This is a genomic window from Bacillus sp. FSL W8-0102, from assembly GCF_038007225.1.
Lineage (GTDB): Bacteria > Bacillota > Bacilli > Bacillales > DSM-4216 > Bacillus_O > Bacillus_O smithii.
Map to the genome: position 1 here is coordinate 2,401,221 of NZ_JBBOWT010000001.1, position 19,250 is coordinate 2,420,470.

The following is a 19,250-nucleotide window of genomic DNA, read 5'->3' on the forward strand; positions in this document are numbered from 1 at the left end:
GCACTTTTAGCGAATTTTTGTTTACGTTAAATATTTTGAAGGAATCGCTCCATAATTTCCGTATGCAAACCAGGTTTTGCTACAAATATCGTGTTATTCTCTAGCAAATTAAGCGGCTCCCCTTTTAAGTTTGTCACAATTCCACCTGTTTCTTCCACCAGAATTTTTCCGGCGGCAAAATCCCATGGTGAAAGCCTCATCGTGATATATCCATCTAATATGCCAGCTGCCACATAAGCAAATTCCAACGCTGCCGTTCCGTAAGACCGCGTTCCTCGCACCGTTTGGGCCAATGAAATGAGCGGCTTTGGATCCATTCTTCGATTTTGAACCAGCCATGTAGAATTTAAAGCAATAATCGCTTCTTCCACTTTAACAGGAGCCAGTTTTTTTAACGGCTTGCCGTTTAAAAAGGCTCCTTTCCCTTTTTCAGCAAAATAAAGCTCATCATGTGCCACATCATAAATGTATCCCAATCGACCGATTCCGTTTTCGAAAATCCCGATGGATATAGCGAAATGACGCTGCTGATAAATAAAATTCATGGTCCCGTCAATCGGATCAATAATCCACACGACCCCATCCAATGACTCAAGCTTATCGCCAAACCCTTCCTCGCCCAATATCGAATGATCCGGATAGTTTTGTTTAATTTTTTCGATAAAAAATTGTTCAGTCGCTTTATCCATGTTGGTTACTAAATCATTTGGATTTGATTTTGTTTGAATATCCAATGTTTCAGTGAACGATTTTCGTATATTGTCCCCTGCCTCCCGCAGCCATTGTTTCACCTTTGCATCTATTTCATTCCAATTCGTCATCTCGATTTCCTCCAAATCCGGATAAAAATACGATTGCAGTCAATAAAGGCAATTTATAATCCTTCTCATTGCCAACGTTCGATTATGTACTTAATTAAAAAGCCTCTCCGGCCAATTTCACAGCACAGTACTGTGATGATTCCAAGACTGTCGAAACGGATCCAAAATAAGTTCATGGAAATTCGGTTCTCCGGCCACAGCAGCGGGCTTGTTTTATTGATGAAAAAGAAGGTTGTTCTGGAATTACCATCAACAAAAGAATTTATAGTTACAACTCCAAGAGTTCCTATTGGAGTATATGTGGCGTACGAGATCTTCAAACATTGAGAAAAGTCATTCCGTCCCGCTGCTGTGACAAAATCCGTTGAAGCTTTTGTAAAAGCCTTGGAAGCCTACAGAATCTTATGTAAAGTATAAACTGAAAACCACCTTATTTTTCTGCAGGGTAGTTTCTTTTCATTTGCTACTCATTTTTTCTAATTCTTATTTCTTTCACTCATTTTAATACTTCTCTATGGCTTCTTCAATCAATATGTAACTGTAAAACGGTTTCTTTACGCAAATTTGTACATAACCTAAAACCGTTTAACTTCAATGATTATGTCTGGTCTCATTTTTTTTATTTGTTTTAAAAATAACGATTTGTCTTTAGGAGAAATGAAGATAAACTTCGATTTCTCATACACCACTAGTAAACGATCAAGTGATAGAGCAGGTGCAGCTAAGGGATTTTTTGACTCGGTAATCACTTCAATCTTTTCGAGAGGAATGGTCCAGCTAAAAATTCCTCCCCTCACTTTTAAGACTTTGTCCGTTAAAATGTAAAGTGTAAGCAACCATCCTGAAAGCAAAAAGAATGTAAATAAACTACAGATGACTGTTAATAAAATTTTGTCCGTAACAGTTAGATTCTCTGCTATAGTACCTAACTCTAAGTGGACAGCTATCGGCAATGCAATACTTCCAATGATTAACAGCCATGTCAGGATGGAACTAACGGGTCCTTTTTTCGAGTAAAATACCAACTTAATCCCGTTACAGAAAACTTATAAAAAGTTATAATTTCCTACAACTTTTATGTTTCATTACTTCTTCATCGTGTCTGCTTTCACGTCTATCTATTAAACAGATCGCTACTTGCATTTGGTGTAACACTCCAAAGTCGTAAATTCCCGACTAACGAATCGGTACATGTCTGCATTAACTTGCATTGTTAAGATGCAGATTCTAAAACATTTTCACCATATTTTTTAAGATTTATAGACGCTTGATAATCTCGATCAACAATATTTCCACATTCGCATTCAAAAGTTCTATCGGATAACTTCAAGTCTTTTTTAAGTTTTCCGCAGCAAGAACACAACTTAGAACTTGGAAACCATCTATCCGCCAAAATGAAGCGAATATTATTCCAATTTGACTTGTATTCAATTTGTCTTCTAAACTGTAGATGAGCAAATTCACTGACATAAATTGACAACTAAACAAAAAAGGAGACATGAACCGGACTCCTTGGGTAAAATAGATGTGCTCAAAACCCATTCACACAAGGAGGTTCATGTCTCATGAATAGATTAGCACATCACCAAGGAATCCACAAGTTTTTCTTCACGCTGGGGTTGACGCTGCAGCTTTCCAAACCGGTCATCAAGCATCTCATTCATATCGTCGATGCCTTGACCACCAAGGGATTCTCGGGAACATTGACTGATATTCATTACTGGAGCTTTCATCCGAATCATCGAACGACGCTCAGTCACTTTTTCACGAAAAGCCCTTGGAACGAGGAAAGGCTGCTTGGGAAGCTTCAAGAGTGGATCCTTTCCCAGGTCAAACGACTGGCCAAACGGAAGAATCAACCCCTTTTTGTTTCGATTGATGATACGATTTGCCAAAAAACGAAGCCTTCGTCACGGGCTGCGCACGCCATTCAAGGGTGCGACTGGCACTACTCGCATAAAGATCATCAATCGGTCTGGGGGCATTCGCTCGTTTGGCTGATGGTGCACACCTTCACGCAGGCGTTCCCATTTGCGTTCCGCCTGTATGACAAGAAAGCGGGAAAAAGCAAGATCGACCTGGCGATCGAGATGCTTTCCTCGCTCAAGGTGAAGCGGGCTCAGCCGGTGTATGTGCTCATGGATTCGTGGTATCCGTCCAAAAAGCTCATTGAAGCCTGCTTGAAACAGGGATTCCATGTCATCGCGATGCTCAAGACGAACCGGATTCTCTACCCGAAAGGCATCGCCATCCAAGCCAAGCAGTTCGCCCGCTATATCGAGTCCAAAGACACCCGCCTCGTCACGGTGGGGCAGGAGCGTTATCGCGTGTATCGCTATGAGGGGGCCATCCATGGCCTCGATGACGCGGTGGTGCTACTGGCTTGGAAGGCGGATCAGCCGATGGCGCCGGAACATCTTCATTGCATCTTGAGCACCGACCGGGAACTCGGGGACGAAGACATCTTGCGTTACTACGCCCAGCGCTGGACGATCGAGTGCTTTTTCCGGCAGGCGAAAGATCAACTGAAGCTGGATGGATACCGCGTTCGCCACATTCGGGCGGTGAAACGGTATTGGGCGGTGGTGCTGTTGGCCTGCGTGTACAGCATCGCCGAATCCCGACAAAACCTCTCCACCGGGCTGGAGCTTCTTCGGTCGCGGAAAGACCACAGCGTCGTCGAGTTCATTTATGACGCTGCAAAGCAAGATATTCCCATTGATGTGATCAAAAAACAGCTCCGTATCGCGTAAGGGGTACCCTGTTTGTCTCTCTAACCATGGAAATTATTGTAATGAAAAATGCTCATCTACAGTTCTAAATTCATGGAAACACTGTTGTTGAACAGATTCAGCTAAATGTTTATTTTTCATCATACCTTTTACATTCAAATCTTCTAAAACAATAAACATTGGTTTTCTGTTTACGATTTCAGAAGTGATTTGATGTATGTAGTTATGACGAATATTCGTTAGTCTTCGTGAAACTTTTAAAAGTTGCTTTTCACTTTTTATAATGTTGTTGGTTTTCCTGTAACGGTTTCCCTCCCTTCCTTTTTCATATTTTCTTGAAATTTTACGTTGCAACCTGCGCTTTTTCTTTTCTAATTGCCTAAACCCGTGGTGCTAGTTGAGTGTCAGCGCTCAACCAGCCCTAGTGTGACCAAGGAATAAGCCAACAAGATGCCATCGAGTGCCACTTCAAACCCGGCAATGGAATTCGCTCGAATGTCGGTGATCCGGTATTGGTCTACGAGAATCGAAAACACCGTCTCGATGACTTTGCGTTTTTTCCTGATCCATTCTTCCCATGCCTTGGATGGGCCGTGCTTTTGATTGTGTCGAGACGGTGTCCAGAACGCGGCTTGGTGTTCTTCGTACAGCTTTTCTCGAAGAGCGTGGCTGATGTACCCTTTGTCCCCAAAGTTGTAGGGATGAGGGATTTGAGTCATCACCGTTTCAGCGGCTTTGACGTCGTGGCAGGACGCTTCCGTCACGACATAGCCCATGGCCAGCCCTTGATTGGTCACTTGAAGATGCAGCTTGAAACCGTAGTACCATTGCTTTTTGGAAGCACAATACCCCATATCCGCGATCCCTCGAAACCGCTTGACGCGCTGCATTCTTGCGGGATGGCACAACGGAAGAGGCAAGCTGTCGACGACCGCATAAGCATGGTGTTGGCCACGTTTCGCCAGCTCATGACGGATCCATTTGATGGCGAAACCAAGCGCTCGGCAGCGGCGGTTGTATCGGGAGCGTTCAAGAAACGAGCCGTTTGTGAACAAATTTCCCGTGACAAAACGATGCCAGGCTCGTTCGGAAGAAAAGCCCAGCAGCTTCCCCAAAAGGTGAACCGCCATGACCACTTCGTCTTCTTGCTTGACCAAGTGACGGTTGCGGCGATGAAGATACATTTGAATCAACGACAGTTGGGCAGAAACAAAACAGAAAATAGCGGCATATTGTTTTTGAAGTTTGGCTGGATCTGTAGTAAAATGAAAGTGCTCTTGCATGGGGGATCTCTCCTTTCGAATGTTGGGTGACACTTTCATTCTACTGGAGATCCGCCAGCAAGGGCTATTTTTATGCTTGTCTGAGTTTTATCTAGCACCACGGGTTGCCTAATTCTTTTTGTTTTATTAATATTTCCATAAACTTTACCATCAGAACAAACAGCTAAATCTTTTATTCCTAAGTCAATACCTATCCCTTCTGTTTTTGAAGGAGAATAATCACTATCTGTTTCTATTCCAACAGATACCCACCAATTCAAACCATCAAATGTAAATCGAGGATTCATATACTTAACATTTTCACCAAATGGAATACGTCCTTTTTCTGCTAATCGAATCCAATTTATCTTTTGTTTATTCGACTTCTTACTTGAAGCAAATCCTTCTACTTTTACATGTGTTTTTGTGAATTTAATTTTCACATTGTCTTGATAAAAACTGGGTGTAGATTTCTTTTTACTCTTAAATTTTGGATATTTTGATAGTCCTTTAAAAAATCGTTTGTAAGCATCACAAGCATCTTTAATAGCTTGTTTCGTTACATTATTACTTACATTATTCAGCCAATTAAATTCATCAAGATTTTTCATTTGAGTAAACTGTTTTCTCAAAGTTGAATCATTGATGAATTTACCACCATTTTGATAATTTTCTTGTTGCTTTGCAATTGTCCAATTATAAGCAAATCTAGCTGTATTCGCATATAGAAATAATTTAGTTTTTTGCTTATTATTTGGTTTCAACATCACTTTTATTGACTTTATCATTTAGCAACTCCTCATTTTCCTCAATTAATTCATCTACTAACTTTCTAGTTTTATTAGCACGTTTTCCTTGTAATCTACAACTAAATACTGTAACAATCTGTATTAAATCTTCTACAAGTTCTTGTTCATCTGTTTTTTCAGTGCTATCTAAAACTTCAATCTCACACCCATTAAGGTTTGCCATATACTCAACCAATTCAAAACCAAATCTAAGAAGCCTATCTTTATGGAATACTACTATTTTATCTACTTCTTTGTTATTTATCATTTTGATTAGTTGACGCAAACCTTTTTTCTTGTAATTAATCCCACTACCAATGTCTTGAATGATTTCATATTCAACATTTAACGATTCTAAATATTTTTTCATATTTTCAACTTGTCTTTGCAAATCATCTTTTTGTTTATTAGAAGAAACTCTGCAATAACCAACCACTTTTTGACTAGTTTCTTTAATACCAAGTACCTCTTTAAGTTGATCGTGAGAATAATATCTATAGCCGTTTGAGCCAGTATGATGTGGTTTTAATTTTCCACTTTTGTCCCAATTTCTTAAAGTTTGTGGCGTTCGATTGATTAATTTGGAAAATTCATGAATGCTATAATATCTCATGCTATATTCCTCCTTAAATTAAATATAGCATGAAAAAATTATAAAGTCAATAAAAATTTTATAACTTTTTATAAGTTATTTAAAACTGTTTAAGCCCTCTTAACTGATACATCTGTCATCATTGTCATTTATCATGGATATTTATGAAAAACGATCTTTTCCTCATGGCAAGCGATTAGAATATCAAAGGTTTCCTGCCCCGCAAATCACCTCTTCAATCTCCTCTTTCGTTGATCTTCACCCGGGAAATGCATATGTTATTCCTGAATCCGTGATGAATTGAAATCGACTTTGATTTTGTTGTAATTTTGATGGATTGATAATCCATAAAACCCTTTTTATGCTTATGACCTATGTCATCTCTATTTCCGAAAATGGAACAAATCTCTTTTTTAGGTATACGAACCAAAAAAATAGACAAAAAAGCACAGGGAGTGACGTTGGACATTAGTGCCCGAACATTCGTTCGTTATCTTGCCTCTCTCCATTTCTGATAGACGTTCAGTAGGGGCTCGCTATAGCCACTCCTTCGCGTCAGTTTCATCCAGATCTGTCGTGATCGACGGACGAGTCGCCCTGCCATCGTGATCACCGTCTGAATAATCGTCTTGATGCGGCGGCGTTTCACTTTGTGGTGCAACGGATGTCTCGGATCGCTTAATAGATCTTGTCCAATCAGACGAAGAAGATTGTAAACGAAGGCTCCCATGACCAACACGAGCGCATTCGTTTTCATCTTCCCAGATGGAAGCCGCTCTAAATCTAAGTCGCTCTTCAGTTCGCTATGAAACTGTTCGCATGTCGCATGGTCATGATACAACGCGAGCACATCGCTCATTCGAACATGCTCGTATCCTTTGAGCCGCACCCAATAGCTTTCCACTTCATAATCAGGAACGAGCATCAGCTGTCCATTGCGTTCCATCGTCCGTTCCGTTACTTGGGTGACTTGAACGTACGTATACGTGTTTCCATCGATCGCTGCCTTCTGTGGAAGGCATAGCTCATAGGTTTGTACTCCTTCGCTTTGTCCATCATCGACACGTTTGCCCTTTTGCGAAGCGATCTGGAACCAAAGCGCTTTCGATTCTCGGCGTAAGTTTCGCTTGATGACAAAGTCCACGTCTTCCTTTAGGCATACGTGCACATTCGCTTCTGCATCGTTTCCTGCATCCATGCGAACAAGCAGACGAGATGAAGTCAGTTGACGAGCTCGACGGATAGCGGTGACTAAAAACGAGGGCATGTTGTCTTGCACATGTTGTTTCCCTGGACGCAACTCGGCATGAACGAGATACCCTTCCTTCCCTGCATACGCAAACAACGGTGTAAAACCGTCAAATCCTTTATACGTTCGACTGACTCCTTCTTTTTTCGTATCGGAGTTGTCAAATGGGGAACCATCTATATCAAGGGGAAGCCATGTCGTCTTTCCTTTGGTCCAACAAGGGGACAAAGTGGCATGTCGTTGAATCAACAGACGTATGGACTCCTCCCAAAGAATCGTTTCGGTCATCGGAAGACAAGCGAGCTGATCGAGTCGTTGTCGCAAGGTTGGAGAGGAAGGCACGTGCTGAATCCCCATCGATGCCGAAAAGATATCGTCCTGACGATACGCTTCGATATGATCGAAATCCGTTTTTCCTGTGGCAAGCAAGCCAATCATCGAGCGAATGACATCGCTATGGGAAATGTGCACTTCTCGACGAACCGTTGGAAGCCGAAGTGCGTTTACCCGTTTATCCAGTTTCGTTCGATGGAGTAAGTAGCCAACGAGAGCAAGCCCAGCACTTGGGGTAATCGCTTCATCTGTCAATACAAACCGAATCGGGAAATCTTTCATCACATCACCTACTTGATGAAGAATCGTCAACGTCGTTTTTCCTTATCGTATCAACGGTTTGCGACCATTGTAAAGATGTTTTGTCACGGATTCAGGTTATTTCTATCTTACCAAATATTAGACGGCTGCTCTCACTCTTTCAATCTTCATTTCTTTAAAATTATTTTTTCAATCAGAACTCCATAGCATTCATTTCTTTTAATTATCACTCCTTTAAAAGGAAAAATGTCGGTTGTGAAATTCACAAAAAAAGACCTTTAAACTCTCGTTTCGGGTCCGCCTTCTTTTCTTTTTATCTTCCCTGTTTTTTCACAGCAACGATTCTAACCGCACCAATTCTTCACGCAAAGCTCGTAATTTTGTTTTCACTTTGTCCATCTTTTCTTTATCATTTTGCTCCATAGCTTCAAACAGAACGGCTAATTCATAATCCAATTCCATACGAATAACGGCCAACTTTTCTTGTGTTTTCTTTTTCTTCGAGTCATTCACCAAATGTTTCATTGAAGAAACACTCCCTCGAAATCAACTTATGATTAGTACATCATATGAAATGGTATGATAACTTGTAACAAAAATGTCTCGCTGCCTAAAAGAAAATTTAATTTTCAAAGCCCTTTATGATAAAATATGTTCAATCTTTAAGGAGGGACAAAGATGAATTTTACCGGTTTTTCGAATGAAGATTTTCAAGTATTTCAAATTCCTGGCTTGGATGCCCGAATGGAGGCGATCAAAAGACTCGTTCGTCCAAAACTCGAATTTTTAGGGAAATACTTTGCACCGACGCTTAGCACCTTAACGGGAGATGAAATGCATTATCATGTGGCAAAGCATGCCCGCCGTACCATCAACCCGCCCAATGATACATGGGTTGCTTTTTCTTCAAGTAAACGTGGATACAAAAAACTCCCTCATTTTCAAATCGGCCTTTGGGAAACGCATTTATTTATCTGGTTCGCTGTCATAAATGAAGCTCCCAATAAAGATCAGATCGGCGCTTCTTTTCAAAATGAAATATCTGCGATTCGAAAACGGATCCCTTCGCATTTTGTATGGTCCGATGATCACACGAAACCAAATGCCATCCAATCGAACGAATTGTCCGACCAACAACTGGTTCAATTGTTTGAAAGACTCCAATTCGTCAAAAAAGCGGAAGCTCTTTGCGGTTTGCATATACCCAAAGATGAAGCCGTACATTTAAACAGCACAGACCTTTTGAATACGATTGAGGATGTCTTTGTACAATTAATCCCTCTGTACAAACTGGCACACAGACAAATGGCGATTTCACCTGACAAATAGTGTGCCGCATCCATACGAACCAGGATTGTTCGGCTTTAGCTAAAATAACAGTAAAACTGCTTATTCTGATTAAGAAAACGCGGTTTACATAATGATGTTGCGGTAAATCTGTTTATTTCAGACGAGAAAAAAGGAGACCCCATCACGCAAAAGTTTTCAATGATTCCTTTCAAATCCCCTAAGATGGACAAACACCTCATGATCGATAGGTTTAACATCACTACAAAGGGCTAAGCCCCTTCTACCAAAGTTGCAGGATCTAAAACGGTAGAATGGACGCCTAGCCCTTTTGTTATGACTACTTTTGGTCCATGAACACCTTATCGCCCGGTTTTAAAGCTTTCATTTTTTTGACGGCGTGATAAGAAGAATAGCCGCTCGATTCTTCAAATTCGTTGCAAAGCTTTTTTTCTTCCGATTTGCTCGGAACGATTTCTTTAAAGCGGCGATAAGCAGCCATCAGCTCTTCTCGTTCAATTCCCTTCTCATAAGCTTCTTCAATAGCTCGAAAAAATTTGATCACATCGATGACTTCCTGAGTGGACCAATCAAATGAAAACGGATAAGAATATTCCTTCATATTATTCCACCTGCTTATTCTGTTTTGCTAACTTTAGTATGCCCATTTTCGGCGAATGTCCTCCGCCTCTCCAATCATTCTTTCTATTAACTCTTTGACAGACGGAACGTCCTTGATCAATCCCATCACTTGCCCGGCCCAAGCAAAGCCGGAATCCGCTTTTCCTTCATATATAAAACGCTTATTGGCTTCACCGCTTATGTAATCTTTCAGCTGTTCATAGCCCCCATTTTGTTTTTCGATTTCTAAAATTTTTTCTGTCCAGCTGTTTTTAATGGCTCTTCCAGGCGCACCTAAAGTTCGTTTAATCACTACTGTGTCATTTTCAGTCCCTTGAATAAGGTAGTTTTTATATAATTCGGAGGCATGGACGCATTCTTTTGTCGCGATAAACCTTGTACCCATTTCAATACCTTCAGCTCCAAGACTGAGAGCAGCCATAAGCCCTCTGCCATCGCCAATTCCACCTGACGCAATGACCGGGATGCTGACGCTGTCAACCACTTTTGGCGTCAATACGAATGTTCCGATGTCATTCTTTCCTAAATGCCCTCCACCTTCTTGGCCGACGACCATGACTGCATCGGCGCCAAGTTCTTCCGCTTTTTGCGCCTGTCGTACAGCCGCCACTAAGACCAGCTTAATCACATCTACTCCCTTAAGCTGATCGAAAATAGGGGCAGGATTGCCGCCTGTCATGGTGATGACCGGCACTTTTTCCTCTACAGCAATCTCCAAAAAATGTGAAAAAGAACGATTGTGCTGCCCAATTGCAAAATTGACTCCAAATGGTTTATCAGTTAATCCTCTTACCTTCCGAATTTCCTCCCGTAAATCTTCCGGTTTTTCTAACGACATGGCCGTAATTTGACCTAATCCACCAGCATTAGAAACGGCGGCTGCCAGTTCAGAATAGGCAAGATGGGCTAATCCGCCTTGTATAATCGGGTATTGAATCCCTAACAATTTTGTTACACGAGTTTCCCAATTCAAGTTAATCCCTCCCGACACTTATTTATTCTACTTTTACCTTCAAAGTCCTTTTTCTTTTCACAATTGGTTACAAATAAAACTAGGAAAATCCCAACTCCCATGCTATAATTCATTTGTTTTAGCTTACATGAAGAGGTGATTGTTGAATTGTCCCAGTTTGATACACCATTGTTTACATCATTAGTCCAGCATGCCAAAAAAAATCCTGTACAGTTCCATATTCCCGGCCATAAAAAAGGAGCGGGAATGGATCCGAAATTCAGAGAATTTATCGGCGAAAATGCGTTATCCATTGATTTGATTAATATTGCCCCACTTGATGACCTCCATAATCCAAAAGGCGTGATTCATCAGGCGCAAAAGTTGGCAGCCGAAGCATTCGGAGCAGACTATTCCTTTTTTTCCGTTCAAGGAACAAGCGGCGCCATTATGGCAATGGTCATGAGCGTTTGTGGACCTGGCGATAAAATCATCATTCCTAGAAACGTTCATAAATCTATCATGTCCGCTATCATTTTTTCCGGTGCTGTTCCGATCTTTATCCACCCGGAAATTGATGGCCGTCTCGGTATTTCACACGGTATTACTGCCGATGCAGTGGAAAAAGCGTTAAAACAACACCCAGACGCTAAAGGGGTTTTAGTCATAAATCCTACTTATTTCGGCGTTTCCGGAGACTTAAAGAAAATTGTAGAGATTGCCCATTCTTACAACGTTCCCGTTTTAGTGGATGAAGCCCATGGCGCCCACATTCATTTTCATGACGATTTGCCTATTTCGGCCATGCAAGCCGGGGCAGATCTTGCGGCTACGAGCGTCCACAAATTAGGCGGTTCTTTGACACAAAGCTCGATCTTAAACATTCGGGAAGGATTAGTCTCCGTTAATAAAGTCCAATCGATCATGAGCATGTTGACGACAACGTCAACTTCTTATTTGCTGCTCGCTTCATTGGATGTCGCACGGAAACGTCTTGCGACCGAAGGAAAAGAACTTTTAGACCGAACGATCGCATTAGCAGAAAACATTCGTAAACAAATAAATGAAATTCCATATTTGTATTGTGTAGGCGAAGAAATTCTCGACTCAGAAGCTGTTTTTGATTACGACCCGACGAAACTGACTATTTCCGTAAAAGATTTAGGAATCACCGGACATGATGCCGAAAAATGGCTCCGTGAGGTTTATCAAATTGAAGTGGAGCTATCCGATTTATATAACATCCTTTGCATCATTACACCCGGCGATACAGAAAAAGAAGGAACCATATTAGTCAATGCGCTCAAACATTTATCCGAAACGTTTCAACATGATGCGGAAGAAAAGCATATAGAAGTATTACTGCCGGATATTCCCCATCTTGCCCTAACCCCTAGGGATGCTTTTTACGCGGAGACAGAAATCGTTCCTTTTGAAAAATCAGCGGGTAGGATCATAGCTGAATTTGTGATGGTCTATCCTCCAGGTATTCCTATTTTCATACCCGGAGAAATTATTACAGAAGAAAATTTAGCCTATATTCGAAAAAACATGGAAGCGGGGTTGCCTGTCCAAGGCCCGGAAGACCCGGAATTAAAAACATTAAGAGTCATCAAAGAATTCGAAGCTATACGGTAGATTCAACCTCAGTTTCAAATGGACCTTCACTTTACTGAAAAACGGCTATTTATTAAACAGCCGCCAATTAGACAGCAGCATAATAATTCGTAAATAACGTCAAAACGATAGCTGCTTTATGCGACAATGGACCCCGAAAAAGATAAATTTCGGTATTGGATGACGACTATTATGAAAGTCCATTCATTTCCTTTCTGAATGATCAGCGTTTAAAAACGGAAGGTGAAATGCCTTCCGTTTTTAAAAAAACCCCCTTTAAAAACCCCCACTTAAAGAAATCCATTTTCCAATCGATCGTTTTCACATCCGTTTGTTTCTGTTTGAACAGATGGAAATGACGTTCCTGTCCACATTTCTCTCATCTATTGTATCGTTGATTTAAAATTCGCCGGCACCATCAGCTTAACCTCTTAGCTTGACTGGGAAAAATGTATAGTGAAATTTGTAAATAGCGTTAGGTCGTACCATAGTCATAAACGTTTTCTTTTTAAAATTAGGTCGGCAGACTGTGTTAAAGCATTTCAGCCAAAGCAATTTCCACCACATAGCAGAAAAATGGGCAAAAAAAAGCCAGCATAAAATATGCCGGGCATTCTATGTGAAAGTAAAGGTGATGATGATAAATGAATGAAAAACTGAAATTAGAAGGGAATATGACTTAGTCGTCCAATTCTTCTTCTTCGTTGCAGCCACAATCAGAATATAAAACGGTTACTTTTTCATCTTCAAAATGATCAATGGTTGATAGGCAGGACTTGCAAACAATGGTCCCCATCTTCCAACTTCCTTTCGTGTAAGTTTGTAAACGGTTCATCTCTATGTATCTATAATAATATAACACATTTATTTTTTCAAGCCTATTTTGTATGTCATATTAAAAATAAATGTGTAGACCCTTTATGTGTTTCATAGTGTAAAAGGAGTTTGAAACACTATATCCAGAGCATATTGGATAAGCACAAATGCCGCTAGACTAGAGATTGTAACTAATATCACATTCTTATTGGAAGGAATAAATTTTTTCGCCACTAAAATCCCCAAATAGAGAAAAACCAAAAACATCAACCATTGAAAGCGAGCACGGTCACCTTCAGACAACCACGTCGCTAACATGTAACCGCTCCAAATGATTAATTGCAGCAAAAAAACGAAATAAAATGCCATGTTCGTCCACTCTTTTCTGTTACATACTGATACTTACGCCCTCTCGACTGTATTACTTTATTATATGAACGGAAAAACGATATTTCATTAAAACCTCTAGAAAAAAGAGAAAACCCTCAGCACATTGAACCGTGCTAAGGGTTTATCCGAACAGATTATCTGACAATATGAATTGGTGTGCCTAAAGCCACTTCTGCAGCTTCCATCGTAATTTCCCCTAATGTCGGGTGAGCGTGAATAGTCATGGCAATATCTTCTGCTGTTACACCAGCTTCAATCGCCAATCCTAATTCAGCAATCATATCCGAAGCTCCAGGTCCCGCAATTTGAGCACCGATGACAAGACCGTCTTCTTTGCGGGTAATTAATTTCAAGAATCCATCCGTGCTGTCAAGCGACAGAGCCCGTCCATTTGCTGCAAACGGGAATTTAGCGGCCACAATTTCGATTCCTTCGTCTTTCGCTTGTTGTTCAGTATATCCTACTGTTGCTAGTTCGGGATCCGAGAATACAACTGCAGGAATAGCTAAGTAGTCAATTTCATCCGGCTGTCCAGCAATAGCTGCAGCTGCTATTTTTCCTTCATAAGAAGCTTTATGTGCAAGCTGTGGCCCCGGAACGATATCTCCGATAGCATAAATGTTTGGAACATTAGTACGACATTGTTTGTCAATTTTGATAAGACCTTTTTCTGTTAATTCAATGCCGACTTGCTCAAGTCCTAATTCATCCGTATTAGGTCTGCGGCCCACTGTTACAAGTACGTAATCAGCTTCTATCGTTTTTTCTTCTCCCTTTACTTCATACGTAACTACGACGCCATCTTCTTTTTCTTCGACACCTTTTGCCAACGCATTTGTAAAAATTTCAGCACCTTTTTTCTTCAAATTGCGTTTGACAATGGAAGACATTTGTTTTTCGAAATTAGGAAGAATTTCGTCGCCGCCTTCAAGAATCGTCACTTTTGTTCCAAAGTTGGCAAATGCGTTTCCAAGTTCCGTTCCGATGTATCCTCCGCCGATGACAACCAATTTTTCAGGAACTTCTTCAAGTGCAAGGGCTCCAGTAGAATTTAACACGCGTTTTGAAAATTTGAAAGCCGGAATTTCGATCGGACGAGAACCTGTTGCGATAATCGCATTTTTAAATGTATATGTTTGGGCTGATTTCTCGTCCATCACCCGAACAGTGTGCGCATCGACAAAATACGCTTCACCTTTTACAATCTCAACCTTATTTGCTTTTAAAAGGGTTGAAACGCCGCCCGTTAATTTTTTGACAACGCTTCCCTTCCAAGATTGTACTTTGGAAAAGTCAACTGTCACATTTTCCGCTTTAATTCCAAGAGAATCGGAATGCAGCGCATCATGATAACGGTGGCTGGCTGAAATCAGCGCTTTTGAAGGAATACAGCCGACGTTTAAACATACGCCCCCCACATGCTCTTTCTCAACGATGGTTACTTTTTGCCCTAGTTGAGCAGCGCGGATTGCAGCGACGTACCCCCCAGGACCTGCGCCGATGACAATAGTGTCTGTTTCGATTGGGAAATCTCCTACTACCATTTTGATTACGCCTCCATTAGTAATAATTCTGGATCGTTCAATAGACGCTTCAGATGGTTCAGCGCATATTGAGCGGTAGCTCCATCAATCATACGATGATCGAAGCTCAATGATAATGCTAACACAGGTGCGGCTACAATTTCACCATTTTTAACTACAGGTTTTTCAGAAATTCTTCCAATTCCTAAAATAGCTACTTCTGGATGATTGATAACAGGCGTAAACCATTGTCCTCCGGCAGAACCGATATTCGTGATTGTGCAAGAGGCTCCTCTCATTTCATCTGGAGAAAGTTTTCCTTCACGGGCTTTTGTAGCAAGTTCTTGTATTTCAGCAGAAATAGCAAATATCGATTTGCGATCCGCATGTTTTACAACCGGAACAAGCAAGCCGCGTTCTGTATCAGCTGCAATACCGATATTGTAATAATGTTTATGGATGATTTCCCCTGCTTCATCGTCAAGAGATGTATTTAAAGCTGGAAATTCACGCAATGTGCTCACGAGTGCTTTAACTACATAAGGAAGGAATGTAAGCTTGATATTCTTTTCAGCTGCCACTTCCTTGAATTTTTTGCGGTGAGCAACAAGTTTGGTTACATCTACCTCATCCATTAAAGTCACATGTGGAGCAGTATGTTTGGAATTAACCATCGCTTTTGCAATCGCCTTGCGAATTCCGCTCATTTTTTCGCGAGTTTCAGGGAATTCTCCTTCCAAAACGACGGTTTGGGCTGGAGCGGCTGCTTCGACAGCTTTTTCTTCTGTTGTCGTTTGTTCTGAAACTGCAGGTTGTGCTCCTCCGCTTAAGAATTGATCGATATCTTCTTTCAATACGCGTCCATTTTTTCCGGAACCAGTTACTTGACGAATATCCACGCCTTTTTCACGAGCATATTTACGAACGGATGGCATCGCGATTACACGACGATCGGAATCCACTTTTTCAGGTTGGCCAGCAGGCTGAGGAGCCTCTTGTTTTGCTGCTGCTTCTTGTACGTTTTGAGATTTTTCAGCAGGAGTTTCTTCTTTTGATCCTTGATTTTCTTCTGATGCATTGTCATCGCTGTAACCTTCCGCATCAAATGTGATTAATACATCTCCAACAACCGCAACATTTCCTTCTTCAACAAGGATTTCTTTTACCGTTCCATCCACCGGAGAAGGAATTTCAACCACTGCTTTGTCGTTTTGCACTTCACAAAGTACGTCGTCTTCACTTACTTTATCTCCAGGTTTCACATACCATTTAACGATTTCACCTTCGTGAATCCCTTCACCAATATCCGGTAATTTAAATTGAAATGCCAATGTATTCACCCTCCTAAAAATTGTCTAGTTCCGTAAAAGAGGGGAGCATAACCCATCCTCATAACGGTCATCCATTAAAATTCGAGCACTTTTTTAGCAGTTTCGACAATGTCTTTAAAGTTCGGCAACCATACCGATTCGGCTTGTGAAAAAGGATATACAGTATCCGGAGCAGTTACACGAAGAACAGGAGCTTCCAAGCTGAGAATAGCTCTTTCATTAATTTCCGCTACAACATTTGCAGCTATACCTGCTTGTTTTTGTGCCTCCTGAACAACAATCGCCCGATTTGTCTTTTCAACGGAAGCCACTATCGTTTCCACATCAAGAGGGCTGACCGTTCTTAAATCAACTACTTCTGCAGAGTATCCTTCTTTTTCCAGTTCTTCAGCAGCTTTTAATGCTTCATGTACCATTGCTCCATAAGCGATGATGGAAATGTCTTTTCCTTCACGCTTCACATCTGCTTTCCCAAGCGGAATCGTATATTCACCCTCAGGAACTTCTTGACGGAAAGAGCGATACAGTTTCATATGTTCCAAGAATATAACTGGATCATTATCACGAATGGCTGAGATTAAGAGCCCTTTCGCTTCATAAGGTGTGGAAGGGATCACCACTTTCAGACCAGGTTGTTGGGCTACCAGCCCTTCTAAACTGTCTGCGTGCAATTCTGGTGTATGAACGCCTCCGCCGAAAGGAGCGCGAACGGTGATAGGCATAGAAAATTTCCCGCCGGAACGGTAACGATAACGAGCCATTTGTCCGCTCAGGGAATCCATTACTTCATAGACGAATCCAAAGAATTGGATTTCAGGAACAGGACGAAATCCTTGAAGAGCAAGCCCAATGGATAAACCGCCTATTCCGGATTCCGCTAACGGTGTATCAAATACCCGTTCCTCTCCAAATTCTTTTTGAAGGCCTTCTGTCGCACGGAAAACCCCGCCATTTACGCCGACATCTTCACCAAAAACTAGAACGTTCTCATCATTCTTTAATTCCGTACGCAACGCATCATTGATGGCTTGGATCATTGTCATTTGCGGCATGGCTTACTTCGACTCCTTTTCTTTATATAATTCATATTGTTCTTTTAAGTTATAAGGAAGCTCTTCGTACATAATAGAAATCAAATCGGTCACTTTTTGTTTTGGAGCTTCGTCCGCTTTTTTAATGGCAGCTTTAATTTCTTCTTTTGCTTTTTCGATTGTTTCATTTTCCATTTCTTCGTTCCATAATCCCTTGCCTTCAAGGAACTTGCGGAAACGTACAATCGGATCTTTTCTTTCCCATTCTGTATCTAGTTCAGATGAACGATAACGAGTTGGGTCGTCACCTGACATTGTATGGGGTCCGAAACGATAACAAATCGTCTCAATCAGTGTCGGTCCTTCTCCGTTAACGGCACGTTCTCTTGCATCACGCACAGCCGCATAAACAGCCAATGGATCCATTCCGTCCACTTGAATGCTTGGGATTCCTGCCGCAACCCCTTTTTGAGCTATGGTTTTAGCTGCTGTTTGTTTTTCTCTTGGCGTAGAAATCGCAAATTGGTTGTTTTGAACAATAAAGATAGCTGGTGCTTTGAACGCGCCCGCAAAGTTGATTCCTTCATAGAAATCCCCTTGTGAGGAACCTCCGTCACCTGTATATGTAACAGCTACAGCTTTTTCTCCTCTTTTTTTCAATCCAAGTGCAATTCCTGCCGTTTGTACATATTGAGCACCGATAATAATTTGTGGAGGAAGTGCACGAACTCCTTCAGGCATTTGTCCTCCCATATAATGTCCGCGAGACCATAGGAACGCTTGTGATAACGGAACACCATGCCATACAATCTGCGGTACATCACGATATCCAGGGGCAATCCAGTCTTCTTTTTCGAGAGCAAAATGGGAAGCAATTTGAGAAGCTTCCTGACCTGCCGTAGGAGCATAAAAGCCCAGCCGGCCTTGACGGTTTAAAGAAATGGAACGTTGGTCCAAAATGCGTGTAAATACCATCCGCCGCATCAGCTCTTGAAGCTGTTCATCCGTTAATTCAGGAAGCGCTGCTTCGTTAACGACCTTTCCTTCTTCATTTAAAATTTGAAACATTTCAAATTGATCTTCTATCGCTTTTATCTTCTTCTTCACATCAAGTGGTGCCTTGTTTGCTTTAGCACTCATTCGTGTCACCTCTTCCTTTCTTCCATAACAATGTTCATATTTAGTAACAGAATACCCCCAAATAACAGTTCCTAACCCCGACGATGACGATGGTTATGAGTGAATCTGCCTAAGTATGAAAAAGCACCGCAAACTGTACCATTCATTTTCCGTATTTTCATTAGTACAATTTTCATTTTACGAACCTAGTTTAAACCTTTTTTCTTTAAAAAGTCAAACAAAATAGCAGTTTTTCTTTCATTATTTCTTTCTGTATTATTCAAATATAATAATCTGTTTTATAAACACGGTTCGTTTAAATCTTTCTGTTATATAGAAGTAATACGGCGTTGTTTCCGGTTCAAAATCAGCTGTTGTACACTTCTTCCTCATTTCTGCCCATATATGGAGCCAAGGAAGAAATCTGGTTTCACTAGAAGCGTATACTGGTTTTAGAGGTCGTTTATCGACAGTGAGCGTTTATTAAATTATAATTGGTTGATT

Annotated in this window: 20 protein-coding genes; 3 read left to right on the forward strand and 17 right to left on the reverse strand. The window is 41.1% G+C overall.

What is annotated here, in order from left to right:
- Positions 1-26: 26 nt before the first annotated feature.
- The 3 genes from N1I87_RS11490 to N1I87_RS11500 form a co-directional block, all read right to left on the reverse strand.
- Positions 27-821 carry an inositol monophosphatase family protein gene (locus N1I87_RS11490; protein WP_003354422.1) on the reverse strand — a complete coding sequence of 265 codons (795 nt, stop codon included), beginning with the start codon at positions 819-821 and terminating at the stop codon, positions 27-29.
- Positions 822-1,396: 575 nt separating this feature from the next.
- Complete coding sequence (locus N1I87_RS11495) at positions 1,397-1,846, reverse strand: PH domain-containing protein (RefSeq protein WP_003354420.1); 450 nt, start codon at positions 1,844-1,846, stop codon at positions 1,397-1,399.
- A gap of 188 nt (positions 1,847-2,034) precedes the next feature.
- Complete coding sequence (locus N1I87_RS11500; protein ID WP_341101842.1) at positions 2,035-2,301, reverse strand: zinc ribbon domain-containing protein; 267 nt, start codon at positions 2,299-2,301, stop codon at positions 2,035-2,037.
- An 85-nt stretch (positions 2,302-2,386) separates the two neighbouring features.
- Between N1I87_RS11500 and N1I87_RS11505 the strand changes: the two genes are divergently transcribed.
- Positions 2,387-3,574 carry an IS701 family transposase gene (locus tag N1I87_RS11505; protein ID WP_341101118.1) on the forward strand — a complete coding sequence of 396 codons (1,188 nt, stop codon included), beginning with the start codon at positions 2,387-2,389 and terminating at the stop codon, positions 3,572-3,574.
- Positions 3,575-3,607: 33 nt separating this feature from the next.
- Here the strand turns inward: N1I87_RS11505 and N1I87_RS11510 are convergent, their stop codons facing one another.
- The 6 genes from N1I87_RS11510 to N1I87_RS11535 form a co-directional block, all read right to left on the reverse strand.
- Positions 3,608-3,907, reverse strand: a complete 300-nt coding sequence (locus tag N1I87_RS11510) for a transposase (RefSeq protein WP_341101844.1) — start codon at positions 3,905-3,907, stop codon at positions 3,608-3,610.
- A 50-nt stretch (positions 3,908-3,957) separates the two neighbouring features.
- The gene (locus tag N1I87_RS11515; protein WP_011231214.1) at positions 3,958-4,836 is read right to left on the reverse strand and encodes an IS982-like element ISGsp1 family transposase; all 879 of its coding nucleotides are present in this window, start codon (positions 4,834-4,836) and stop codon (positions 3,958-3,960) included.
- A gap of 35 nt (positions 4,837-4,871) precedes the next feature.
- The gene (locus N1I87_RS11520; protein WP_341101847.1) at positions 4,872-5,603 is read right to left on the reverse strand and encodes an RNA-guided endonuclease InsQ/TnpB family protein; all 732 of its coding nucleotides are present in this window, start codon (positions 5,601-5,603) and stop codon (positions 4,872-4,874) included.
- Positions 5,566-6,216 (reverse strand): IS607 family transposase, encoded by a 651-nt coding sequence (locus N1I87_RS11525; protein ID WP_270584269.1) that lies wholly within the window; start codon positions 6,214-6,216, stop codon positions 5,566-5,568. Before N1I87_RS11525 ends, N1I87_RS11520 begins: the two co-directional genes overlap by 38 nt.
- Before the next feature lie 469 nt (positions 6,217-6,685).
- The gene (locus N1I87_RS11530) at positions 6,686-8,059 is read right to left on the reverse strand and encodes an IS1380-like element ISGsp2 family transposase (protein WP_044899598.1); all 1,374 of its coding nucleotides are present in this window, start codon (positions 8,057-8,059) and stop codon (positions 6,686-6,688) included.
- 309 nt (positions 8,060-8,368) lie between these two features.
- Positions 8,369-8,563 (reverse strand): hypothetical protein, encoded by a 195-nt coding sequence (locus tag N1I87_RS11535; RefSeq protein WP_270584189.1) that lies wholly within the window; start codon positions 8,561-8,563, stop codon positions 8,369-8,371.
- Positions 8,564-8,716: 153 nt separating this feature from the next.
- On the opposite strand from N1I87_RS11535, the gene N1I87_RS11540 reads away from it, so the two are divergent.
- Positions 8,717-9,367, forward strand: a complete 651-nt coding sequence (locus N1I87_RS11540) for a YktB family protein (RefSeq protein WP_003354418.1) — start codon at positions 8,717-8,719, stop codon at positions 9,365-9,367.
- 298 nt (positions 9,368-9,665) lie between these two features.
- Here N1I87_RS11540 and N1I87_RS11545 read toward each other — a convergent pair whose 3' ends face one another.
- Entirely contained in the window at positions 9,666-9,947 is a 282-nt protein-coding gene (locus N1I87_RS11545) for a UPF0223 family protein (RefSeq protein ID WP_340396503.1), read from the reverse strand.
- A 33-nt stretch (positions 9,948-9,980) separates the two neighbouring features.
- Entirely contained in the window at positions 9,981-10,940 is a 960-nt protein-coding gene (locus N1I87_RS11550) for an NAD(P)H-dependent flavin oxidoreductase (protein ID WP_341101853.1), read from the reverse strand.
- Positions 10,941-11,087: 147 nt separating this feature from the next.
- On the opposite strand from N1I87_RS11550, the gene N1I87_RS11555 reads away from it, so the two are divergent.
- Positions 11,088-12,557 (forward strand): aminotransferase class I/II-fold pyridoxal phosphate-dependent enzyme, encoded by a 1,470-nt coding sequence (locus N1I87_RS11555; protein WP_327803210.1) that lies wholly within the window; start codon positions 11,088-11,090, stop codon positions 12,555-12,557.
- Positions 12,558-13,215: 658 nt separating this feature from the next.
- On the opposite strand, the gene N1I87_RS11560 is transcribed toward N1I87_RS11555, so the two are convergent.
- From N1I87_RS11560 to pdhA, 6 genes are all read right to left on the reverse strand, one after another.
- A complete protein-coding gene (locus tag N1I87_RS11560) occupies positions 13,216-13,332 on the reverse strand; it encodes a GapA-binding peptide SR1P (RefSeq protein WP_048623066.1) in 117 nt (38 codons plus the stop codon).
- 131 nt (positions 13,333-13,463) lie between these two features.
- Entirely contained in the window at positions 13,464-13,721 is a 258-nt protein-coding gene (locus N1I87_RS11565; protein WP_341101859.1) for a hypothetical protein, read from the reverse strand.
- Between the two features lie 155 nt (positions 13,722-13,876).
- Complete coding sequence (gene lpdA, locus N1I87_RS11570; protein WP_270584182.1) at positions 13,877-15,286, reverse strand: dihydrolipoyl dehydrogenase; 1,410 nt, start codon at positions 15,284-15,286, stop codon at positions 13,877-13,879.
- Between the two features lie 5 nt (positions 15,287-15,291).
- Entirely contained in the window at positions 15,292-16,596 is a 1,305-nt protein-coding gene (locus tag N1I87_RS11575) for a dihydrolipoamide acetyltransferase family protein (RefSeq protein ID WP_270584181.1), read from the reverse strand.
- Positions 16,597-16,670: 74 nt separating this feature from the next.
- A complete protein-coding gene (locus N1I87_RS11580) occupies positions 16,671-17,648 on the reverse strand; it encodes an alpha-ketoacid dehydrogenase subunit beta (RefSeq protein WP_003354409.1) in 978 nt (325 codons plus the stop codon).
- A 3-nt stretch (positions 17,649-17,651) separates the two neighbouring features.
- Positions 17,652-18,767 carry a pyruvate dehydrogenase (acetyl-transferring) E1 component subunit alpha gene (gene pdhA, locus N1I87_RS11585; RefSeq protein ID WP_040341479.1) on the reverse strand — a complete coding sequence of 372 codons (1,116 nt, stop codon included), beginning with the start codon at positions 18,765-18,767 and terminating at the stop codon, positions 17,652-17,654.
- Positions 18,768-19,250 lie beyond the last annotated feature (483 nt).